Origin of the sequence: Flavobacterium sp. SLB02 (assembly GCF_009664855.1) — a bacterium.
Classification (GTDB): Bacteria; Bacteroidota; Bacteroidia; order Flavobacteriales; family Flavobacteriaceae; genus Flavobacterium.
Genome location: NZ_CP045928.1, coordinates 6,002,215 through 6,020,219, shown reverse-complemented (window position 1 = coordinate 6,020,219; position 18,005 = coordinate 6,002,215). Strand labels below are relative to the sequence as shown.

Sequence of the window (18,005 nt, the reverse complement as noted above, 5' to 3'; positions counted from 1 at the left end):
CGATATTATAAACTTGTTATATATTTATACTTTTCAGTTCCTATAACAATAACATCTTTCATTCCTGTATAAGTTGCTGTAAAAACATTCATTTCTTTGTTTTTAAACATTTTTAATAGTTCATTCACCGTCTGCTTCTCTCCATGTCTATCATAATCATCAATTAAAATGATAAATTCATCTTTATTACTTAGTTTTTGAACCAGTGTAAAAATATCAAATCTAGAATAATTTGAGCTTCCAAATGGACCATCAATAAGATACAAATCAAAAGCTGAAGTAATGGTATTCTCAATATTTTCATATCCATTAAAATCGCATTCTTTATATTTCTTTTTAATTAAGGGCAATACTTTAATCAATGATCTTAACGATAAGACAAATTTATTTTCAAAAGTTATTCTCCAATTATCATCTTGCTCAATAATCAAATGTTCGGAATTAATTAAATAATTATCTAAGTAAACAGAAACGAATTTTGAAGATTCTCCTAAACCAAACTCAAGAATTCGCTTTGGTTGATAATCATTCAAGATTCTATTTAAAACATAAAAAAAAGAGTAATTACCTGCCCAACGGCCAATATTCAATGGCAGATCTTCAATTGCTTTTTTACCTCTTATGCTGTCATGAAAAACGTTAGCCCATAACAATTCTTCATTTTGCGCAATAATTTTCTTTTGCCTTTCCTTATTCTCTTTTATTACTTCCTTGATCCTTTTTATCATACAAATACAACATTATAGTCCATTAATATCTTACTCTGAATCGGTGAAACTTGCTTTCCTGTTCCGTAATAATCTCCTTCTGTCACATCAAAACTAAAAACATGCTGTATCCAATCACTCAATTCTTGATCTACTACTAAATGTGTCGTTACATAATAAGTTCCTTTGTTCAAATTTAACTTCTCAATTTCAAATCGAATGATTTTCCCATTTCCTTTGGTTCCTTGTTTAACAACCGTAGTACTCAACCAAACGATTCTTTGCCCCGCATAATCATCAATTCGAAAATCAAATTTTATTCGATCACTATCTATATTTTGCGGATTATCAAATTCAAATTCCATTACAAATTTCTTACCTATTTGTGGCATAATTCCTTTTGAAATACCAAAGGTTGATATATTACGCAATTTCATTATTCCCGTTCCTTTTCGATCAGCAATATCTGCAATAACAAACTCTTCAGCACTTCCTTTTAAGTAAAACTGTATCGCCTCTTCTGTATTTCCTTCAAATTGTACTCTTCCGTTCTGAAGTACAATTCCTTTTGTACAAAGTGACTGAACTGCCGCCATATTATGACTTACAAATAAAACAGTCCTACCGCCTTCACGAGAAATATCCTGCATCTTCCCAATAGCTTTTTTCTGAAATTCAGCATCACCAACAGCTAAAACCTCATCAATAACGAGTATTTCAGGTTCTAAAAATGCTGCTACAGCAAAAGCCAATCGAACAGTCATTCCAGAACTGTATCTTTTTACTGGGGTATCAATATAACGTTCGCAACCTGAGAACTCAATAATTTCTTCAAGCTTTAAAGAAATTTCTTTTTTGGTCATTCCAAGAATTGCTCCGTTTAAGAAAATATTTTCTCTTCCGGTCATTTCACCATTGAATCCTGTACCAACTTCAAGCAGTGACGCAATACGACCGCGAAACTTTATACTTCCCGTAGTTGGAGCTGTAACTTTTGAAAGTATTTTTAAAAGTGTTGATTTTCCTGCACCATTTTTACCAATAATACCTAAGACTTCTCCTCTTTCAACTTCGAAATTAATGTCTTGTAAAGCCCAAACATAATCAGAAGTTCCTTTGGTAGAACGATCATTAGTATCACCGATTTTTAAATACGGATTTTCTTTACCTCTTATTTTATGCCACCAACGATTGATGTCATGACTTAAGGTTCCTGTACCTACTTGTCCTAAACGGTATTGTTTAGAAATATTTTCAGCTTTTAATATTATATCTTTTTTCAAGTGTAAATCTAAAATGGTAAGTGAAGTAAACCGTTTTTAATATTCAATTCTAAACAGTATCTATAAAACTTTTTTCTGTTTTGTTGAAAACTAAAAGTCCTATAAAAAATACTAAAATAGTAACAACTAAAGTATAGGATAATCCTAAGAATGACACTTCTCCAACATCCAAAAGCATATAGCGAGCCGTTTCTATTATATACGCTAATGGGTTATATTCGACAAGCCAACCGTAACTAGGTAATTTATCCTTAATTAACTCCATTGGATACATTACTGCAGATAAATACATTAATAACTGTATCCCAAAACTAATTAAGTGACTAAAATCACGATATTTTGTAACCATTGCCGAAATAAGCATTCCTAATCCCAAGCCTAAAATTCCCATTATAACAATTAAAATAGGGAAGAATAAAATTAAACTGTTTAAACTTAAATTCGCACCTTGAAAATAATAGAAAATATAGAAGCCAATAAATATTAAAAATTGAATTCCGAATTTTACTAAATTAGAAATCACAACCGATAGAGGCGTAATAATTCGAGGAAAATATACTTTTCCAAATATCGCAGCATTCGCTTTAAAAGTATCCGACGTTCCTGTTAAACATGCTGTAAAATAATTCCAAACGGTTATTCCTGCTAAATTAAATAAAAATGGAGGAACAGTACCCGTATCGATACCGGCGACGTTATTGAATATTATTGTAAAAGTAACCGAGGTAAATAAGGGCTGGATTAAATACCAAAGTGGCCCTAAAACCGTTTGTTTGTAAACAGTAATAACATCGCGTTTTACAAAGAGCAATAACAAATCTCTGTATTGCCAAACTTCTTTCAGGTTTAGTGAAAAGAATTTATTTTTAGGTGTTATTTCAAACAACCAATCATTTGGGGTATTGTTGTCGTTCATTTTATTTTACACTAATTAACCGAAATAGTTCTTAAAAAGCAAGATTCATTTAATTAACAAGATTTTTATTCGCTTATAAATTATTATAAAAGCAAAAAGGCGTTTTATAAAAAAAACACCTTTTTAATATCATTTGAATCCAAAATTCACCTTATCATAAGAAACTACTTATCTAATACCTCGAAAGCAGAATTCATACTTTTAAATTCAGGAACAATTTTTTTCATTTTAGTAACAATATCATCATTATCGTAGAAATCAGCAATACCTATAAGTTCATCGATTTCGATATGCAAATTTTCATATTCATCTTGTATTTCCTGAGCAATCATAATTTTGTTATGATAAGTTGGCAAAGTCTTAGAAGTATCATTTAATAATTCTTCATATAGTTTTTCGCCTGGTCTTAGACCAACAATTTTAATCTTGATTTCTTTATCCGGAATAAATCCTGCCAGTTTTATCATTTTTTTCGCCAGATCGATTATTTTTACGGGTTTACCCATGTCAAAAATATAAATCTCACCTCCATTACCCATTGCACCCGCTTCTAATACCAACTGACAAGCTTCAGGAATCGTCATAAAATAACGAATAATATCCTGATGAGTAATCGTAACTGGACCTCCTTCCGCAATTTGCTTTGTAAACAGAGGAACAACAGATCCGTTTGAGCCTAAAACATTACCAAAACGGGTAGTAATAAATTTAGTCACGCCTTGAACGTTCTCTTTTTGATTTTTTAAATATAGCGACTGAACGTATTTCTCTGCTATTCGTTTACTGGCCCCCATAACATTACTAGGATTAACCGCTTTATCTGTGGATACCATAACAAATTTCCTCACACGATACTTACACGATAAATCTGCCAGATTCTTAGTTCCTTTAATATTGGTTTGAATAGCTTGCGACGGATTCTCCTCCATCAAAGGAACATGTTTGTAAGCTGCTGCATGAAAAACAACATGAGGATTATAACTTTTAAAAACTTTATCTAACGCTTTCTTACTTCTTACATCAGCAATTACAGCAACAATTTTTGATCCCGAATTCAAAGCTAAAGTTTCTAGACACAAATTATGAAGTGGTGTCTCAGCATGGTCCAGAATAATAACCATCTTAGGATTAAATCCTAAAACCTGTCTTACTATTTCACTTCCAATTGATCCTGCTGCTCCGGTAATAAGAACCGTTTTGTCTTTTAATTGTTTAGAGATCGATTTACTATCCAGAACTATGGGTTTTCTTTCGAGTAAATCTTCAATCTGAATATTTTTTACTTTTTGGGAAATTTCTTTTTGGTTTTCCCAATCTGAAATTAAAGGTACAGTATACACCCTATAATTGAATTCTAAACATTGATCAACAATAATTAATTGTTCTTCTTTAGATAAACTTTTATCAGCTATAATAACACCTTCTGCAGCTACAGAGCGCATTAAAGCTGGCAATTTTTTTCTTAAAATCAGAATTGGTAAATCTAACATTCTCTTCGATGCATTCTGATTATTTTTGTCAACAAAACCAACAATTTTAAATCGAGAAGGAGTTTCGAATTTCAATGCATTTGCTACTGAAATTGCATTAGCATCTGTTCCGTAAATTATAGTTCTAATTAATTTAGAATTGGTCTTCTCTGAAAAATACAACTCAAAAGTTTGTTTTACTACCACACGATACAAAAACAAACCACAAAATGACAATACTAAATTAATAAATAGAGCGGTATTTAAAAATGCTTTGTATCCCGTATAGAGTTCAAAAACTAAATTTAAAAATAAAAAAAACACCAAAACTGACATTTGAGAAAAGAGCAGTTTTATAGCATCAATGTAAGATGAATGTCGAATAATTCCTGAATAAGTTCTAAATAGCCAAAAGAAAAAAACATTTACAACAATTAAGCTGGTAACAAAGTAAAAATGATGGGGAGTTATAATGTAACCTAAAGCTGTTCCCTCAAACAACATGTAAGTAAATGTAAATGCAAAGATCAGAACCATTATATCTATCGCGATAATGATCCATCTTGGTAAATAACTGAGGCTATTTATACTTGCTCTCAAATTTCTTGGTGAGAAAGAATTAAGTAACAAGGAGGCTATTTGGTTTGATTTATCTGTATCCAATTTGGTTCAGTTTAATTTTGTAAAATTTGTATGACTTACAAAAATACGAATTAAAGGTTTTAAAATAATTATTTATTAACATAAATTAAATTTTAACTCCTTTTCTCTTTCGTTTTATTAAATCAACTAAATAAGTTCCGTATCCTGACTTTAATAAAGGAAATGCTAATTTTTCTAATTGGGCATCATTAATAAAACCTTGTCTCCAGGCAATCTCTTCAATACAGCCTACTTTAAGTCCTTGTCTTTCTTCAAGAACCTGAACAAATTGTCCTGCCTGCATCAAACTATTAAAAGTTCCCGTATCTAACCATGCTGTGCCTCTGCTTAATATTCCTACTTTTAAAGCTTCTTTTTCTAAATATACCTTATTAACATCGGTAATTTCATATTCGCCACGAGCACTTGGTTTAATATTTTTGGCAATTTCTACAACCGAATTATCGTAGAAATATAATCCCGGAACAGCATAATTAGATTTAGGCTCTTCTGGTTTCTCCTCAATAGAAATCGCTTTGAAATTTTCATCGAACTCAACTACTCCATATCTTTCCGGATCGGACACATGATAAGCAAAGACAACACCACCATTGGGCTTTGTATTTGATTTTAAAAGTTCCTGCATATTAGATCCAAAAAAGATATTATCTCCCAATATCAAAGCAACATCATCACTACCGATAAACTCTTCTCCAATCACAAAAGCCTGAGCTAAACCATTTGGAATTGCCTGTTCTGCATAACTAAACTTACACCCTAAATTAGAGCCATCGCCTAATAATTTTTTGAAATTTGGCAAGTCATGTGGAGTAGAAATAATCAAAATTTCACTGAGCCCTGACATCATCAAAGTAGACAACGGATAATAGATCATTGGTTTATCATATACAGGCATCATTTGTTTGCTCATCGCAAGTGTCAATGGATGTAAACGTGTGCCAGAACCTCCGGCTAAAATAATTCCTTTCATATATTTTGATTTTAGATTTTAGATTTCTTAATTACTGAAGTGCTAAAACCAAATCTTAATCATCTTTACTTATTTTATATAAACATTTTTTTCAAGCTTTCTTTATAATTTGGAATATCCAGATTATAAAGAGTTTTAATTTTTTTCTTATCTAATAATGAAAACTCGGGGCGTTTTGCAGGAGTTGGATATGATGCTGATGTTATCCCTGCAATATTGCAATTGTATCCACCAAATTCTTTTATACTCAACGCAAATTCAAACCAACTTATTTCACCTTCATTAGAATAATTGTAAATTCCCGGTATCCATTCTGGAAATTCCAAAATATCAATCATTGCTCTGGCAAGATCCGCAGCGTATGTTGGAGAACCTATTTGATCGTTTACCACATTGATCGCCTCTCTTTCCTGCATTAATCGCTGCATAGTCTTTACGAAATTATTTCCAAATTTACTGTAGACCCATGAAGTTCGGATAATAATTGAATTTGGATTTTCCTTCAAACAAGCAATTTCACCTGCTCTTTTACTTGCTCCATACACATTTATAGGATTAGTTTTTCCCTCTTCATTTAAGGATATTGACGAAGTTCCATCAAATACATAGTCTGTAGAAACATGAATTAGTTTTGCATTATTCTCTCGGGTATATTTTGCAATTAACTCTACGGCTAGATGGTTAATTGTAAAAGCTAATTCTTTTTCAGTTTCTGCTTTATCAACTGCTGTATAGGCACCACAATTAAAAATTACATCAGGTTGAATTTGATTTAGTTGAATTTCAAGGATATCTAAATCATCTAAAGTAATTTGAGTTCTATCAGCAAAAATCCATTCATATTGATAATAATTTAATGATAAAACATTTAATTCAGAACCTAACTGTCCGTTTGCTCCTGTTACCAAAATTTTCATCATTAAAACAAGCTATTACAATTATCAATAAAAGGAAGTACTTGATCTTTTTGAGAAACAACTGCATCCTTTAAATCCATTCCCCAATCAATATTTAAAGATGGATCGTCAAATTTAATTCCACCTTCAGAAGCTTTATTATAAAATTGATCACATTTATATATTACTGATGCTGTTTCACTTATTACAGAAAACCCATGAGCAAAACCTTGAGGAACTAACAATTGCTTTTTATTTTCGGCTGATAATAAAACACTAAATGATTTTCCATAGGTTGAAGAATCTTTTCGTAAATCTACAGCAACATCTATAATTTTTCCTTGAGTTACACTAAGTAATTTTGTTTGTGCAAAAGGTGGATTTTGATAATGCAACCCTCTTAAAGTACCTTTTTTAGAAAAAGATTGATTATCCTGAACAAAGTCAATAAAAATACCCAAATCTTCAAATTTAGTTTTGCTGTACGATTCAAAAAAATAACCTCGCTCATCTCCAAAAATAACAGGCTCTATAATTACTAAATCTTTTATAAATGTTTCTTTAACTTTCATATTAAAATACAATACTGAACAGCATTAAAAATTATTTAAAAAAAACATCTAAGACATTTTTTATTCTTTCTTGATCGTGGTCAACCAAATTTGAGCCCGATGGCAGACATAGTCCATTTTCAAATAAAGTTTCAGCTATTTTTTCGCCATAATAAGGATACTTTTCAAAAATAGGTTGCAAATGCATAGGTTTCCATAAAGGGCGACTTTCAATGTTTTCTTCTTCTAAAGCTAACCTTAAATCTTCTCTAGTCTTGCCATTTAGCTTTTTTGGATCAATTGTAATTGCAGATAACCAGTGGTTTGAAAAATAATCATCATTTATTTCTGTTAAGACAAATACTCCTTCAATACTTTTAAAATAATCTTTATAAAAATGATGCATTTTTCTTCTAAGTAAGATATGTTTATTCAACACTTCCATCTGTCCACGACCAATACCTGCACAAATGTTACTCATTCTATAATTAAATCCTACTTCACTATGCTGATAATGAGGCGCATTATCTCTTGCTTGAGTGGAAAGGAAAACAGCTTTATCTTTTGTTTCTTTATCCTTTGTTACAATGGCGCCTCCACCAGAAGTTGTAATAATTTTATTTCCATTAAAAGAAAGTGCTGCAATATCACCAAAGGTACCGCATCTTTTATTTTTATAATGACTTCCCAAAGCCTCTGCGCTATCTTCTAAAACAGGTATTTCATATTTAAGGGCAACAGCGTGTATTTCTTCAACTTTATAAGGCATACCATAAAGATGAACAGCAATTATAGCTTTTGGTTTTTTTCCATTTGAAATTCTATCTACAATTGCTTTTTCTAAAGAAACTGGACACATATTCCATGTTTCCAATTCACTATCAACAAAAACGGGTGTCGCCCCTTGATACATAATCGGATTTGCCGATGCTGAAAAGGTCATACTTTGACATATAACTTCATCTCCTTGCTTTACCCCTAAAAGTATTAACCCTAAATGAATTGCAGCTGTTCCGGAACTTAAAGCTCCTACTTTAACTCCTTCATTTAAGTATTTTTCTAAATCATCTTCAAAACCATTTACATTTGGTCCTAGAGGAGCTACCCAATTTGTATCAAAAGCTTCTTGTACATACTTTTGTTCGCTTCCTCCCATATGTGGAGAAGAAAGCCATATTTTTGAATTATTCATGAAATTTAATTGGCTTTGCCGGTATTCCAACTGCTGTACATTTTTCCGGAAGAGTTTTTGAAACAACCGCCCCAGCTCCAATAATAGTTGAATTACCTATTTTTAATAAGTTAATAATTTTTGCTCCAGTACCCACATAAACTAAGTCTTCTATTACAACTTCTCCTGAAATATTGACGGAAGGCATAAAAGAACAATAATCTCCTATGACAGTATCATGTCCTGTTGTACAAAAAAGGTTAAGTATCACAAAATTACCTATACTAATATTTACTGTAATAATGTTAGAAGCACAAATAATACATCCCTCTCCTATTAAAACAGAGTCTGTTCCAATTAAAACATTTGGATGTATTAAAGTTGGGAAGGAAATATTAGAATTTATTTTTAATGATTTATGTATTTGGAATTTTATTTTTGGATCAGCAATAGAAATGACAACGCTTATCTCATTATTATAAATCATTAGATCATTTACACCTCCTAAAACAGGGTATCCATTTACTTGGGTTCCAATAGAAATATTATCATCATAAAACCCTAATAAGTTAAACTTCTTCTCTACCAGATTTATTTGATCAATCAACATTTTTACTTCACGACCAAATCCTCCTGCTCCAATAATTACAATATTCTTCATATTAATTTCCTTTAAATGCTTCTGTTGTTACGGAATTATCTGAGCTAATTCCTTCTCTAATAATTACTTTACTAATTGTCTTTATAAATATTTTTAAATCTAAAATGAATGATATATTATCAACATACCAAACGTCATATTCAAATTTTTGATTCCAACTAATGGCATTCCTTCCATTTACTTGGGCCCAGCCTGTAATTCCAGGCTTAACATTATGTCTTCTCTTCTGAAAATCATCATACAAACGTAAATATTCAGGTAATAATGGCCTCGGACCTATCAAGCTCATATCTCCAATTAATACATTAATTAATTGTGGAATTTCATCCAAAGAAGTTTTTCTAACAAATGAACCAAATTTTGTCAATCTGTCAGCATCAGATAGAAGTTTCCCATTTACATCCTTCTTATCCGTCATCGTTTTAAATTTTACGATCTTAAATATTTTTCCATTTTTCCCCGGGCGCCTTTGAATAAAAAAAGGTTTCCCATGATTAACAATAAATAAACAAATAGTAACTAATATCAAAAGCGGACTCAAGAATAACAATCCCAATGAAGCACACATAAAATCAATTACTCTTTTTAAATAAACATTATACATTTTTTTCTAAACTTTTATATTCTGACAAAATAGCGTTCCAAACTAACTGCTGTTCATACCGGGAAATAATACTTATCCGTGCGTTAGTTCCAAGTTTATAACAATATTCTTTATCGGTTAACATTTTTTCCATCGCATCATAAATAGAGGCTGAGTCTTTCACAGGAATAATTATTCCGTTTTCGTGCTCTATGATAATTTCATTACAACCATTAATATTTGTAACAATACTTGGTAATCCCATAGCTCCCGCCTGCATAACAACATTAGGAAATCCTTCTCTATAACTTGGAAAAACCAATGTATCAGCCATTGCATAGTAAGCCCTAACATCATTTTGAAAACCAACACTAATAATGTTTTCAGATTCTTTTATTGTTTTTATAGTTTCAGTATTCAAAGGATCTAAATCGTCCTCAAAGGGTCCAACTAATAATAGTTTTACGTTTTTGTAATTATATTGAAATTTAGAAAATGCATTTATTAGTTCATTAATTCCTTTGTCTTTGACTAAGCGCCCTACAAAGACAAAAACAAAATCATTTTCTGAGATACCTAACTTATTTCTTTCCTGGATGATATCTTGCAAGTTAAACAGTCCAGGATTAAAATAATTCGTATCTATTCCATTAACATTTCCATTACCAATAACCTTCAAAGGCTTTTTAGTAATCTTATAGTTTATCAAATCATTCTTAACTCCCTCACCCTCTGGATAAATATTTGTTGCCCAGAGACATAATAGCTTATCCATCAAAATAAGTATTTTCTGAAATAGTCCCTGCTTCGAAGGAAATATCAGCCCGGTGAAAGTATGTATACGAATTGGAACACCCGCGAATTTAGCTGCTGTCATACTTAATAATCCAGCTTTCGGCGTAATTGAATGTACTATGAGTGGTCGTTCTTTTTTAAAATAAAAATATAATTTAACTAAAGAAACGAAATCTTTTACAGGTGAAATTTTTCTCTCCATTTCAACAGAAAACACTTCAACACCTTCTCTACTAACAACTTGATTCAAATCAATACCTTTTCCTGAAACAGCAATAACATTATAATGTTTATTTAAAAATTCTAACTGTCCTTTTAATAAAACATTCAGTGATATTGGAACGGTGGACAACCGGATAATTTTATTCATTTTACAATTCAAACTTCATTAATCATTTCAACTACGTTGTTTAATAACGAAACAACTTTATTTTTTCTCTACCCCTTGTATCTAAGACTATTAAATCATGAATAGTCTCAACGAAAAGCTAGTTCTCTTTATTAATTAGTACGTTATTTTTATATTTTTTCACTTTATCCAAAACAATTTTTACTTCATATTTGCTTGAATTTCTCCAATAAAAATCTTTTTTAGGATTTTTCCACACCGCATTAATGATCGTAATTGTTCCTATTGGATTTTGAATTGAATTATCATCATTTATGGATGTGCCGAATGAGTAATTAGATCCATCATCTGTATAATTTTGCATCGTAATACTTACTTCTTTTTGTGGATTATTTTTAATCGAAAAAGCTTGCAAATTGATACAGAATCCCCCTGGATTATTAAAAGTATAAATATTACTTAAATTAACATCTTTAAGAGTTTCTTTGTACAAACTAGGCTCAATTTGAATACCGTTCATAGGAAGAGTTCCAAAAGTATTAGAAATAAAAACAGAATCTATATGTAAATTATTTGCAGAAGTAATTGATATACCATCCCTTCTCGCATTATCTATTGATCCGTTTTTAATAACAATATTTGAGCTTACTTTGCCATCTTCTGAACCTACAAAAACTCCATCTCCCCAAGTATCTTTTATTTGAAAATTATAAATTTCAACATTTAAACTATTTAAAACACAAATACCTGCACTCCATTCTCCAGCTTGGTCGCTCTTTTCTTTTCTGCTACCAACAATATTTGCATTGTAAATTTTTACATTTGAAGCATTATAAACTTTTATAATATCACTCAACCTACCTTTTGCCGGACCTCTATATATAACTTTTGAATATCTATTAAAATATATTTTTCTATTTGAAGGAATGATAAGACCATTACTATTAATTAAAACAGGAAAGTTAGGCATTATAACGACAGGATACTTATTAATCGCATCCTGCAGTTTTTGCGTATAATCAACTGTTGCCTTTTTATTAGGATTTCCCGGCAGACTCTTTTCAAGGTTATAACTGTCATTTGGGAAGGTATAATTATAGTACCCCTTGTAATACTTATTTACAAGCTGTTTAGATACAGTACGATACTCATGATTTTGAGCATTTGACAACTGAGAAAAAACTAAACATAGAAATAATGTTTTTAAAAAATCAGCAGTTTTCATAAGTTTGGAATTATCTAGTTTGAAAAAAAATAAAAATAAACATTAAAAAAAGTACAGAAAAAGTTGCTCTAAAACTTATTCTATTTTGATAGACTTTAAACATAGGTGCAAATAAAAACGGAATAACACACCAAGACATTACGCCCCATCTATCAGAAAAAGGAATTTGGAACATCATATAAAACACTGCACTAATAAGAATATAATACTTCAATAAATTTTCATAAAAATCATTCTTTTCAAACTTATTCAAGTATATAAATAAAATTAAAAATATAGTATTAAATGCAACAAACTGCGGTTTGAATCCCACTGAATATGAAGAATCATTTCCCTCCAGGTATCCGCCCCTTCTTTCGTCAAGCAATAAAAATCCAATAAAATAATCTTTAAACGACAAAACGCTTATACTCGCGGCCGATAAAAGAACAGAAATTAAATATAAACAATAATAATAAAACAGGCGTATTTTCTTAAAATAACTAACCAATAAGTATAAAAAAACTGGTATAAGGCTTGTAAAATGAAAGCATACCGCCAGTACAAAAAATAAAATCCATCGAAATTTCTTTTTTGGTGAAATATTACGTGAAATAATAGCCAATACAAAAAAAGCAAGCGACAATCCCTGACGTATAATATTTATCCCTAATGACTCAAAGAAAAACAGACTAATTAAGCAAAAAACAGAAAGAAAAAAATTTGATTTGTAAAAATTTGTGTATTTCTTTAAGGTGTAGAAGTTTAATGCTACAAATAAAAAACTCATTACAAATAGAAAAATTTGCGGATCTTCACTAAAAATATTTAATATTCTAAATACTAACCCAATAGGCGCATCAGTACCATAAGTTATTTCATTATAATGCGTATACTGCCAATGATACATTTCAGTATCTGTACCAACATCTACAGCACGCATACCAAACAAAAAGATATAGGCAAACATTAAGAAAAATACAATACAATTACCTAGGACTTGATAATTTTTTTTCTTAAAATCTACAGTAATTGACATCCAAATTGCAAGTAATGATGCTACTACATAAATCAAACAGTATAATAAATTAAACTCTGGCACCTATAATTGAATCTAGTTGTTTTTTAAAATCTACTTTTTCAGATATCGTTAAATACTGAAATCGCTTATTTAACAAAACATGCTCTTTTTTGATTTTTTCTAAAAAAACATAAACAGTGTATTTTAAATAAGATTCTAATACTAATTTTGATTTTTGCAATTTTGTTGCATGATAAGTTTCAGCAAATTTGATCTTCCCTTTAATCATTTTTAAATGCTTTTGAGAATTATTACTACTGTCTTCTCTATAAAAAAGTAAAGGATGATTCAAATTTTGAAAGCGATATTTTGTTATTAAACGATACCATAATTCCAAATCTTCCATTTGTATAAAACCATCTTTATATGGATTACCTAACAACACTTCTCTTTTTGCCATCACTGTTGGATGTATCGGACAAATTCCTTTGAGGATATCGTCTTGGATTTTTATTTCTGCAGATTTTTTAAACCCTAAAATGTGGTTATCTTTATCGATACTTACAGCATCACCGAAAACTATATCAATTTCAAAGTTCTGTTTTAATACTTCTAATTGCCTTTCTATTCTGTCAGGAAACATTATATCATCAGCATCCATTCTGGCAAAATACATGCCCTTTGAAAGATGAATCATCTCATTCAGTCTAAAAATTAATCCTTTATTAATGCCATCGTTAATAATTTTAATTCTGGGATCATTATAAGATTTCATAATTTCTAAAGAACCATCTGTAGAGCCATCATTTACTAAAAGTAATTCAAAATCTTCAAAAGATTGCTGCAATACAGAATCAATAGCTTGTTTAAGATATTGACCTGCATTATATATTGGAATTCCGATCGAAACTAGCATTTTTTAATTTTAAAGTAAATGAACACAATAGAGAGATTTAACTTTAGCTTTTCTTTATATTCTTTAATTTCTCGCTAATCAAAGTAATATATTTATCATCTGAATAATATTTTTCAAAAACTTGCCTATAAGTATTTTTTAGATCTTCAACAAAAATGTTTTTTTTATCAAAAATGATAATTTTATTTGCAACTTCTTGTAAATCTTCCTCCTCAAGTCGACATTTAATCGAATAATTTTTTAAATCAATATTTTCCTCAAAATCCTTCACAACGTCTGTATATATGGGAATAATACCGGCAGCAAGATAGGAATTCATTTTTGTTGGCGTTGCAACATTATTAATTGGATCGTCTTTTCTTATTAAAAACCCATATTTATATTTCACTAGTTCATCTTGTAACTCTTCTAGTTTAACAAAATCAACCGACACATTTTTTAAGCTATATTTCTTTATTAGTGCATCAGCTTCATTTTTTTGCCCCGTAAGCAAGCTTAATGTAGCTGATTGGTCGTGCTCATATATATATTTAAAAACTACTAGACTTTCTTCAATACATTGCCAGCCATACAAAGCTCCAGCATATACAAAACTGAGTTTCTCATATTTTTTTTCAGATAAAAAAGAAGTTTCATCTAATTTCTTATTATAACATGGTATGACAATCGATTTTTTATCAAATTTTAAAGCATATTTATTTTCATAAAAACGTCTCATTTCATTAGAAACAAACAAACATAAATCTGTCTTTTTAAGGCATTTTTTCTCTAAATAGCTTAAATAAACTTTTCCAATCTTAGACTTTAAAGTGTAATTATGCAACAACTCATACTCCTCTGGTCCAATACCTTGAAACCAATTAATATAAAAATATTTTTTCTTTTTTTCTTTATATTTTAACGATTTTTGATCTCCTCCGCGAATAGTTACAATAATATCAATATCTGCACTTACCAATGGCTCTTGAGAAATAACTACTTCATAATCATGAAATGCATTTACGATTAAACTCGTATAGTATTCTGTTGCCTCATTCATGGCACTTTTAGGCAGATAAAAAAAAGCTTTCATTTTATAATTAATTTTTGGCGAATATTTTTTTAAATTCTAACAACATAGTATCTGCATTTGCTCTTCTATCTTTCAAAGAAGTTTCATAATCAACATCAAAGTTCAATTCATCAACCAATTTAATTAAATGTTGCATATTAAAGGGTTTCTCCCAAAGTTTTATTTCTTTCACTTGTTCTGTTAATATTCTCAACTTTGGTTCTATCTCAACACAAACAACAGGTTTATTTAATAAAGAAGCTATAATCGCTCCATGATAACGTGCTGTTATGAATCCGTCAAATATATTTAATTCCTCCAAGAATGATTCAATCGAATATTTTTCCGGATCCCAAGCTAAAAAATTCTCATTCTTTAATTTTCCAATCCATTCTTTATCTTTGGATGGTGCAAAAACAATAAATTGCAATTCTGCATCCGAGTATGTTTTATAAAATTCAATTAAAACATTGATATAATTATTTCCTGATTTTTCCCAGTCCCAATCTCTAACAATAATTCCAATTTTCCTTTTTTCGTTAAAACCTTCAGATTTAATGCAAGTAGGTTTTTCAAAATAAGAAGAAAAAACAACATCTGCTCCTAAGGTTGCAGGAATATTCCAACCTGCACAATATTGATATGAAATTTCATCTCTTACCCCAACAAAATCAGCCATAGCAATCTTTTGTTTTGCATTAGCTATTGCTTCCTGATTTTCATAAAAAGGGCCAATTCCAAAACCTATGAATGCGATCTTACCAGGATTTATACAGTTTTTAAAAAAAACATCACTTAGTTTTTTTTTTACAAGTCCAGGATTTCTAAAAGCTATACCAATCTTTTGAATTAAAGATGTATTATAGCTACTTTGAAAAGCAAAAAATTGAGTCCCTCCTCCATAAACTTCCCAATCAGGTTGAAAATTAGGTTTCAAATAAGTACTGCTTATTAAAAGCTTATTGGCATAATTATTCTCTTCTCCTACAAAATTTAACTGTAAATCATCAAACTCTTTTAAAAAGTAGTTTTCAAATACACACATTAACAAATCATCTCCAAAATTAGTTTCTCCGTAAGCTCCTTTTATAGTAAGTTTTGTCATTTTTTTTTATTATAAAACCATCTTCTTTTCCAGTAATATACTCCTTAAAATATCATAAGGTAAATCCTGCACAGTCGTTCCATTCTCTATTGCCAATACTGCGGCCGCACCAGCAGCTTGTCCCAGAGACATATACACAGGTTCCATTCTAATAGAACTATATGCAGTGCGAGATGCCGACAAACAAACAGGAACAAATAGGTTTATGCATTGTGCTTTTTTTGGCACAATCGAACGATAATCAATTGGATATGGCTTAGGAGTTCTAGCCATAAATTGCCCCTCATTCTTAATATTTCCATTATTATCTACATAACGTTGAACTATATGTGAATCCATCGCATAATCTCCAAATGCCACAGGCCTTTCAGCAACAATTTGACCTGTACAATTTCTCTCTGTCATAACGTATTCACTTATCATTCTACGCCCTTCTCTAATATACAATTGATTTGGCCAATTGCCAGTGTCTACAAATTCATCTTTTGGTAATCCCCATTCTTTATAAAAATCGCGAATTCTGGCGGGAACTTTCGGATGATTTGCTAAAGTCCATAAAAGTCCTATCTGATAGCGTTTGTGATCAGCAATTATCATTTCTCTTTCAGCATAATTTGCATCAGGGTACTTATAATTTTTACCTACATAATCAGTCGAAATCGGTCCAGAATTATTTGAGTCCGTTTTATAATTTGGCATTGGTACTAAATCAAAAAAAGTACTTCCCTCATAGGTTTTAAGATATTCGAAAAGTATATTATAATCATCTTCATTATAATCAACAGGCTTTTCAATTTGTATTCTATTTCGGCTCTCGTTGGTTAGGCACATTCTATAACAATAGGCTTGTATTTTTTTATCACCCGTACCGTTACCAGGCAAGTTTAAAGGAAACTCTGTACCAAAATGTTTTATTCCGTCAGGCAATTGATTTCTATCATTATTCCCCATTCTTTGAACACCACTGGTTCGCTCATTGTATTGACTGTTGCTTTCTCTTCCAATTGTATACGAAACACCCGCTTTCGCCATAAGATCTCCTTCATAAGTCGCATCAATAAACATTTTACCTTTTATTTTTAAACCCGATTCCATTTTAATGGAAGTAATAGCATTCAAGTCATTTTTAGTGACTCCCTTATCTAAATCAAGTCTTTCGTTATGTAAAATTGGAATAGCATTATTGATGATAAAGTCTCGCAAAACATATTGAGCTGCTTTGGGTTCAAACCAAATCATGACATCTCCATCATATGTGTATCTTGCATATCCACCTGAGTTACCACCAAACCAACTATTAGAGTTACTGTAATAGCCTTTTATGGATTTATAAAAATCTCTTGTCAACCCTCCCAATATAGAGTTATTCAAAATATCAGTTGCCCCAAGCCCATTTGCAGTCATACCCCCTAAAGCCGTATTTGAAGGTTTAATAAGTAAAACACTTTTTCCAGATTTTATAACCTCTGCAGCAGCCATAATACCGGAAACTGTCCCCCCATACACAACTACATCGTATTCTTTAGTAGTATCTATATCTTTTACTCCTGTAGTAGTATCGAAATGTACAATAGGTTTTATATTCAATAAATCGTCATTATCTTTTGAACATGACAGGTAAAAAAAAGAACAAAATACTAAAACTGTGATCAAGCGTAATTTTAGACTATACATTTTTAAAATAATAAACGTTT

Annotated in this window: 17 protein-coding genes; all 17 read right to left on the bottom strand. The window is 30.5% G+C overall.

The annotated features are described in order from the left end of the window. Nucleotides 1-5 precede the first annotated feature (5 nt). Complete coding sequence (locus GIY83_RS23170; RefSeq protein ID WP_208683666.1) at nucleotides 6-728, bottom strand: hypothetical protein; 723 nt, start codon at nucleotides 726-728, stop codon at nucleotides 6-8. Further along, nucleotides 725-1,990 (bottom strand): ABC transporter ATP-binding protein, encoded by a 1,266-nt coding sequence (locus GIY83_RS23165; protein ID WP_208683664.1) that lies wholly within the window; start codon nucleotides 1,988-1,990, stop codon nucleotides 725-727. The genes GIY83_RS23170 and GIY83_RS23165 overlap by 4 nt, the downstream gene beginning before the upstream one ends. Nucleotides 1,991-2,039: 49 nt before the next feature. After that, nucleotides 2,040-2,906, bottom strand: a complete 867-nt coding sequence (locus GIY83_RS23160) for an ABC transporter permease (RefSeq protein ID WP_208683662.1) — start codon at nucleotides 2,904-2,906, stop codon at nucleotides 2,040-2,042. A gap of 164 nt (nucleotides 2,907-3,070) precedes the next feature. Beyond that, entirely contained in the window at nucleotides 3,071-5,038 is a 1,968-nt protein-coding gene (locus tag GIY83_RS23155) for a nucleoside-diphosphate sugar epimerase/dehydratase (RefSeq protein ID WP_208683660.1), read from the bottom strand. Between the two features lie 85 nt (nucleotides 5,039-5,123). Further along, nucleotides 5,124-6,008 (bottom strand): glucose-1-phosphate thymidylyltransferase RfbA, encoded by an 885-nt coding sequence (rfbA, locus tag GIY83_RS23150; RefSeq protein WP_194617192.1) that lies wholly within the window; start codon nucleotides 6,006-6,008, stop codon nucleotides 5,124-5,126. A 74-nt stretch (nucleotides 6,009-6,082) separates the two neighbouring features. Beyond that, nucleotides 6,083-6,928: a dTDP-4-dehydrorhamnose reductase gene (rfbD, locus tag GIY83_RS23145; protein ID WP_208683658.1), complete on the bottom strand. Its 846-nt coding sequence runs from the start codon at nucleotides 6,926-6,928 to the stop codon at nucleotides 6,083-6,085. Beyond that, a complete protein-coding gene (gene rfbC / locus GIY83_RS23140; RefSeq protein ID WP_208683656.1) occupies nucleotides 6,928-7,476 on the bottom strand; it encodes a dTDP-4-dehydrorhamnose 3,5-epimerase in 549 nt (182 codons plus the stop codon). The genes rfbD and rfbC overlap by 1 nt, the downstream gene beginning before the upstream one ends. Nucleotides 7,477-7,507: 31 nt before the next feature. Next, nucleotides 7,508-8,647, bottom strand: coding sequence for a DegT/DnrJ/EryC1/StrS aminotransferase family protein (locus GIY83_RS23135; RefSeq protein ID WP_208683654.1), 1,140 nt, complete (start codon nucleotides 8,645-8,647; stop codon nucleotides 7,508-7,510). Continuing rightward, the gene (locus tag GIY83_RS23130) at nucleotides 8,640-9,287 is read right to left on the bottom strand and encodes an acetyltransferase (protein ID WP_194617188.1); all 648 of its coding nucleotides are present in this window, start codon (nucleotides 9,285-9,287) and stop codon (nucleotides 8,640-8,642) included. The genes GIY83_RS23135 and GIY83_RS23130 overlap by 8 nt, the downstream gene beginning before the upstream one ends. 1 nt (nucleotide 9,288) lies before the next feature. Next, nucleotides 9,289-9,891, bottom strand: coding sequence for a sugar transferase (locus GIY83_RS23125; protein ID WP_194617187.1), 603 nt, complete (start codon nucleotides 9,889-9,891; stop codon nucleotides 9,289-9,291). Continuing rightward, nucleotides 9,884-11,035: a glycosyltransferase family 4 protein gene (locus GIY83_RS23120; RefSeq protein WP_194617186.1), complete on the bottom strand. Its 1,152-nt coding sequence runs from the start codon at nucleotides 11,033-11,035 to the stop codon at nucleotides 9,884-9,886. Before GIY83_RS23120 ends, GIY83_RS23125 begins: the two co-directional genes overlap by 8 nt. Before the next feature lie 118 nt (nucleotides 11,036-11,153). Continuing rightward, nucleotides 11,154-12,239 carry a right-handed parallel beta-helix repeat-containing protein gene (locus GIY83_RS23115; RefSeq protein ID WP_208683652.1) on the bottom strand — a complete coding sequence of 362 codons (1,086 nt, stop codon included), beginning with the start codon at nucleotides 12,237-12,239 and terminating at the stop codon, nucleotides 11,154-11,156. A 10-nt stretch (nucleotides 12,240-12,249) separates the two neighbouring features. Next, nucleotides 12,250-13,257 carry an EpsG family protein gene (locus tag GIY83_RS23110; RefSeq protein WP_208683650.1) on the bottom strand — a complete coding sequence of 336 codons (1,008 nt, stop codon included), beginning with the start codon at nucleotides 13,255-13,257 and terminating at the stop codon, nucleotides 12,250-12,252. A 49-nt stretch (nucleotides 13,258-13,306) separates the two neighbouring features. Next, entirely contained in the window at nucleotides 13,307-14,155 is an 849-nt protein-coding gene (locus GIY83_RS23105) for a glycosyltransferase (protein WP_194617183.1), read from the bottom strand. A 43-nt stretch (nucleotides 14,156-14,198) separates the two neighbouring features. Then, complete coding sequence (locus GIY83_RS23100; RefSeq protein WP_194617182.1) at nucleotides 14,199-15,227, bottom strand: hypothetical protein; 1,029 nt, start codon at nucleotides 15,225-15,227, stop codon at nucleotides 14,199-14,201. 7 nt (nucleotides 15,228-15,234) lie between these two features. Beyond that, complete coding sequence (locus GIY83_RS23095; protein ID WP_194617181.1) at nucleotides 15,235-16,311, bottom strand: polysaccharide pyruvyl transferase family protein; 1,077 nt, start codon at nucleotides 16,309-16,311, stop codon at nucleotides 15,235-15,237. Nucleotides 16,312-16,320: 9 nt separating this feature from the next. Then, a complete protein-coding gene (locus tag GIY83_RS23090) occupies nucleotides 16,321-17,985 on the bottom strand; it encodes an FAD-dependent oxidoreductase (protein ID WP_208683649.1) in 1,665 nt (554 codons plus the stop codon). Between the last annotated feature and the right edge of the window lie 20 nt (nucleotides 17,986-18,005).